Origin of the sequence: Desulfurobacterium sp. (assembly GCF_027028515.1) — a bacterium.
In the GTDB taxonomy this organism is placed as follows: Bacteria; Aquificota; Aquificia; order Desulfurobacteriales; family Desulfurobacteriaceae; genus Desulfurobacterium_A.
The window spans coordinates 1-5,319 of sequence record NZ_JALVIW010000030.1 but is presented as its reverse complement, the minus strand read 5'-3'; the positions used below and the strand labels follow the sequence as shown (position 1 = coordinate 5,319).

Annotated in this window: 5 protein-coding genes; all 5 read left to right on the top strand. The window is 41.8% G+C overall.

The window, feature by feature from the left end:
* The coding region (locus MV676_RS02730; protein ID WP_297445058.1) for an ABC transporter ATP-binding protein at positions 1–1,070 on the top strand (1,070 nt) is incomplete at its 5' end.
* 10 nt (positions 1,071–1,080) lie between these two features.
* On the top strand, positions 1,081–2,184 hold the full coding sequence (locus tag MV676_RS02725) for a glycosyltransferase (RefSeq protein WP_297445056.1): 1,104 nt from the start codon (positions 1,081–1,083) through the stop codon (positions 2,182–2,184).
* Positions 2,185–2,288: 104 nt separating this feature from the next.
* Entirely contained in the window at positions 2,289–2,669 is a 381-nt protein-coding gene (gene rpsL, locus MV676_RS02720; RefSeq protein WP_022847355.1) for a 30S ribosomal protein S12, read from the top strand.
* Positions 2,670–2,688: 19 nt separating this feature from the next.
* The gene (gene rpsG / locus MV676_RS02715) at positions 2,689–3,159 is read left to right on the top strand and encodes a 30S ribosomal protein S7 (RefSeq protein ID WP_022847354.1); all 471 of its coding nucleotides are present in this window, start codon (positions 2,689–2,691) and stop codon (positions 3,157–3,159) included.
* A 34-nt stretch (positions 3,160–3,193) separates the two neighbouring features.
* Positions 3,194–5,287, top strand: a complete 2,094-nt coding sequence (gene fusA / locus MV676_RS02710; protein WP_022847353.1) for an elongation factor G — start codon at positions 3,194–3,196, stop codon at positions 5,285–5,287.
* Positions 5,288–5,319 lie beyond the last annotated feature (32 nt).

Sequence of the window (5,319 nt, the reverse complement as noted above, 5' to 3'; positions counted from 1 at the left end):
TTAAAGAAGAGAATAAACGTTATGTAAAGCAGTTTATGAAGATAAAGTTTATTCAGGGCATCTATCCTCCCATTGTTGAAATTATTGCCGGTGTTGTTATAGGAGGGTTAATCTTTTACGGCGGTTATAGGATAGTTGAAGGGACACTTACGCCGGGCGGTTTTTTTGCCTTTATTATTGCCCTGATAATGGCGTATGAACCCATAAGAAAGCTTGGCAGCACTTACAACAATATTCAGCAGGCAGTTGCCGTGGCCGAAAGGGTAAAAAAAATTCTTTCTATTCCTGACGAGTATGCCCTTAAGGATGGTTCTTTAAACTTAGATAGTTTCATAGCAAGGATAGAGTTTGAGGATGTTCATTTTTCCTATCCAGGCAGGGAAGAGAAAGTTTTGAAAGGTATAGATGCTTCTTTCGTTTCGGGGAAGAAGTATGCGATTGTTGGCAAGACGGGAAGTGGGAAGTCCACATTGGTGAGTTTAATACCGAGATTCTTTGATGTAACTTCTGGCACTTTAAAAGTAAACAATAGGGATGTAAGGGATTATAAATTGCGTCCTTTGAGAAAGAGGATAGGCTTTGTGTCTCAAGACATCGTTCTCTTCAGGGGAACAATAAGAGAAAACATAGCGATAGGAAAACCTGATGCCTCTATGGAAGAAATAATAAGAGCCGCTAAAATAGCGCATATTCATGATTTTATAGAGACTCTTCCTGAAAAATATGAAACGCTTCTTGGAGAAGGTGGTATTCAGCTGTCAGGTGGTCAGAAACAGAGGATAGCAATAGCAAGGGCAGTTCTTAAAAATCCAGATGTTCTTATTCTTGATGAGGCTACCAGTGCCCTTGATTCTGAAACGGAGAAGGCTGTTCAGGATGCTGTTGACAGGATATTTAAAGATAAAATTCTTATTGCCATAGCTCATAGACTTTCTACTGTTTTAAACAGTGATGAGATTCTTTTTATGGAAGATGGGAAGATTATTGCCCGTGGGAGTCACAGGGATCTGCTGGCGATGAGTGATAGATACAAAAGGTTATGTGAATTACAGTTTAACGAGAGTCTATAAGAGGTGAATTTTGAGAAAGAAAATTCGTGTTCTTGAGATAATAGATGGTGACGGATGGTGTGGAACGAAAGAACAAACCTATCTTGTTTCTCTTCAGCTTTCAAGGTATTTTGATGTAGAGATGGCTTTAGCCTCGGGGAATCGTCACCTTATAAGCAGGCTTGAGGGGAAAATACCTCTCCGTTTTTTTCAGAAGGGCCATAAAAGTGAAAAAAGAAGACTTTATCCCTACAGGAATCTCTATAAGATAATAGCGGAAGGAAATTACGATGTTGTTGTTACAAATTCTTCAAGTGCGTTTAATTTTATCCTTCCTTTCTGGAGATTTTTGAGAAAGCGTCCAAAGCTTGTTGCTATGAGACGTTCTGGTTTTATTCCGTCCTTCTTTTCTGCAAAGTTAAAATACAATCTTGCCGATGCGATTGTTGTTGTTTCAAAGGATGTAGCTAAGGCATTGAGGGAGAAAAACTTTTTTCCAGATAGGCTTCATGTTATAGAGAGTGGAATAGATCTTTCACGTTTTTACCCTTCAGATGAGTATAGATTAGCTGTAAGAGAGGTGTTTGGAATATCGGAAGATGAAAAATTGTTTGTTAACGTTGCAAACTGGCTTCCTTATAGGAAGGGTCAGGACATACTGCTGAAGGCATTTTCAAAGGTTGCGGGACAAAACTGGAAATTGATGCTTGTTGGACACAATACCGATTCGGAAGATGCAAAAAGGATGGTGAAAGACTTTGGGCTGGAAGGAAAGGTTGTTCATGCTGGTTTCAGGACAGATGTAGAAAAGATTCTACAGGCGGCCGATTTTTTTGTTCTTTCATCTCGTTCTGAAGGAATAGCCGGGGCACTTCTGCAGGCCATGGCTTCTGGAAAGGTTGTCATTTCAACCCTTGCTGGAGGAATTGGGGAATATTTAAAGGATGGAGTAAACGGTTTTGCGTCACCGATAGAGGATGTTGATGGTTTGGCAGGGGCTATGAAAAGAGCAGCTGTGCTTGGTAGAAAAGAATATGAAGTGATTGCTAATAGAGCGGTGGAAACAGCAAAAAAGTATTCTATAGAAGAAACCGGAAAGAAGTGGAAAGATCTAATTGAATCTTTGTGCCGTTGAAAATTTACGGATGATTTAATAAATTTTCAGCGGGATAGTATCCCTTGACAATTGGTGTTCTATTTGCTTATATTCAAGCGCCAAACTATATAGGAGGAGATAGTATGCCCACAATTAATCAGCTTGTGAGAAAGGGGCGTGAAAAGAAAATTAAACGCTCAAAGGCACCCGCGCTTCAGGGTAATCCCCAGAAGAGGGGCGTTTGTGTAAGGGTATTTACCACCACGCCCAAGAAGCCTAACTCAGCTCTTCGTAAAGTTGCAAGGGTAAGGCTCTCAAACGGAATAGAAGTAACTGCTTACATTCCGGGTATCGGTCACAACCTTCAGGAGCACTCAGTTGTTCTTGTAAGGGGTGGAAGAACAAAAGACCTTCCAGGTGTTCGTTATAAGATTATTCGTGGTGCTCTTGACGCTGCTGGCGTTGAGGGGAGAAGACAGTCAAGGTCTAAGTACGGGACAAAGAGACCAAAAGAGAAAAAATAATTTTTAGGAGAGGAAAGGCATGCCAAGGAAAGGACCAGTTCCACCAAGAGAAATAATTCCTGACCCTGTTTACGGTGATAAGCTTGTGGCAAAGCTTATCAACAAGGTTATGAAGGATGGGAAAAAGAGCGTGGCTGAAAAGATAGTTTACGGCGCTTTTGACATTATCAAGGAAAAGCTTGGAGAAGATCCTCTTGCCGTATTTCACAAAGCAGTAGAAAACGTAAAACCTATTATGGAAGTACGTCCACGCCGTGTTGGTGGTGCCACATATCAGGTACCTATGGAAGTAAGACCAGAAAGACAGATTCACCTTGCACTTAAGTGGATCGTGGACGCTGCACGTGCTCGTTCTGAGCGCGGAATGGTTAACAGACTTGCAAATGAGCTTATTGATGCTTACAACCAGAAAGGTGGTGCGTTCAAGAAGAGAGAAGACACCCATAGAATGGCAGAAGCCAACAAGGCATTTGCACACTACAGGTGGTAATTTTTAAAGATCAAACGAATTAATGGAGGCCGTTGTGAGTAAGGCTGCAAAGAATATTAAAGTTCCTCTTGATAAAGTAAGGAACATAGGAATTATCGCCCACATTGACGCTGGAAAGACAACAACGACCGAGCGTATCCTTTACTATACAGGAAGGATTCATAAGATTGGTGAAGTTCACGAAGGCGCCGCTGAGATGGACTGGATGGAGCAGGAAAAGGAAAGAGGTATTACCATTACCTCCGCTACAACAACCTGCTTCTGGAGAAATCACAGGATTAACATCGTTGACACACCGGGACACGTTGATTTTACAATTGAGGTTGAGCGTTCTTTGAGGGTTCTTGACGGTGCCGTTACAATTCTCTGTTCTGTTGGTGGTGTTCAGCCTCAGACAGAAACTGTATGGAGACAGGCAGATAAATATAAGGTTCCAAGGATTATCTTCGTAAACAAGATGGACAGAATCGGTGCTGACTTCTTCCAGGTTGTCAATGATGTTGAAGAGAAGCTTGGAGCCAAACCAGTTCCTCTTCAAATACCTGTTGGCGCTGAAGAGAACTTTAAAGGTGTTGTTGATCTTGTAACAATGAAGGCGATTATATGGGAAGAGGAGACTCTTGGTGCCAAGTATCATGAAGAAGAGATTCCTGAAGATTTAGTTGATATAGCAGAAGAGTACAGAGAAAAGCTTCTTGAGGCTCTTGCTGATGTAGATGAAGAAATAATGATGAAGTACCTTGAAGGTGAAGAGATATCACCTGAGGAGATAAAGGCTGCAATTAGAAAAGGTACTCTTGAAATTAAGTTTTTCCCGATGCTCTGCGGTTCCGCTTTCAAAAACAAAGGTGTTCAGCCTCTTCTTGATGCAGTAGTTGATTATCTTCCTTCACCTCTTGATGTTCCTCCTATTAAAGGGATTAATCCTAATACAGGTGAAGAAGAAGAGAGACACGCATCATACGATGAGCCGTTCTCAGCACTTGCTTTTAAGATCCTTACAGACCCTTATGTTGGTCAGCTAACATTTATCAGGGTTTACTCTGGTTTAATGGAGTCTGGTTCTTACGTATACAACGCAACAAGAGGTAAGAAAGAAAGACTTGCAAGAATTCTCCGTATGCATGCAAACAAAAGGGAAGAAATTCCGGTGCTTGGTGCCGGTGATATCGCTGCAGCCGTTGGTTTAAGAGAGACCTATACAGGTGATACACTCTGCGATCCAGATCATCCAATTATCCTTGAGGCTATGGAGTTCCCAGAACCTGTTATATCTGTTGCTGTTGAGCCAAAAACAAAGGCAGACCAGGAAAAACTCTCAATTGCTCTTCAAAAACTTGCTAAGGAAGACCCATCTTTCAGAGTTTCAACAGATCACGAAACAGGACAGACGATAATCTCCGGTATGGGTGAACTTCACCTTGAGATTATCGTTGACAGACTTAAGAGAGAGTTCAATGTTGATGTAAACGTTGGTAGACCTCAGGTTGCATACAGAGAGACTATCAGAAAAGAAGTTACTCAGGAAGGTAAGTTTATCAAGCAGACAGGTGGTAGAGGTCAATACGGTCACGTATGGCTTAAGATTGAGCCTCTTGAGCCTGGTAAAGGTTTTGAATTCCATGAAACAATTAAAGGTGGTGTTGTTCCCAAGGAATATATACCGGCTGTTGAAGCAGGTGTTAGAGAGGCCATGGAAACAGGTGTTGTTGCCGGTTATCCTATGGTTGACATAAAGGTTACACTCTTTGACGGTTCATACCACGAAGTTGACTCTTCTGAAATGGCGTTCAAGATTGCAGGTTCAATGGCATTCAAAGAGGGTGCCAAAAAGGCAAATCCTGTTCTCCTTGAGCCAATAATGGAAGTAGAGGTAACAACACCAGAAGAATTTATGGGTGATGTTATCGGCGATCTCAACAAGAGACGTGGTCGCGTTCAGGGTATGGAAGCAAGAGGAAACGCTCAGGTTATTAAGGCGATGGTACCTCTTGCCGAAATGTTTGGTTACGCTACTGATCTTCGTTCAATGACACAGGGTAGAGCTACCTACATAATGAGATTTAGCCATTACGAAGAAGTGCCATCAAACGTTGCCGAGCAGATAATAGGTGAGAGAAGCAAGTAATATTTGTAACTTTTAAAATCCCCCTTCGGGGG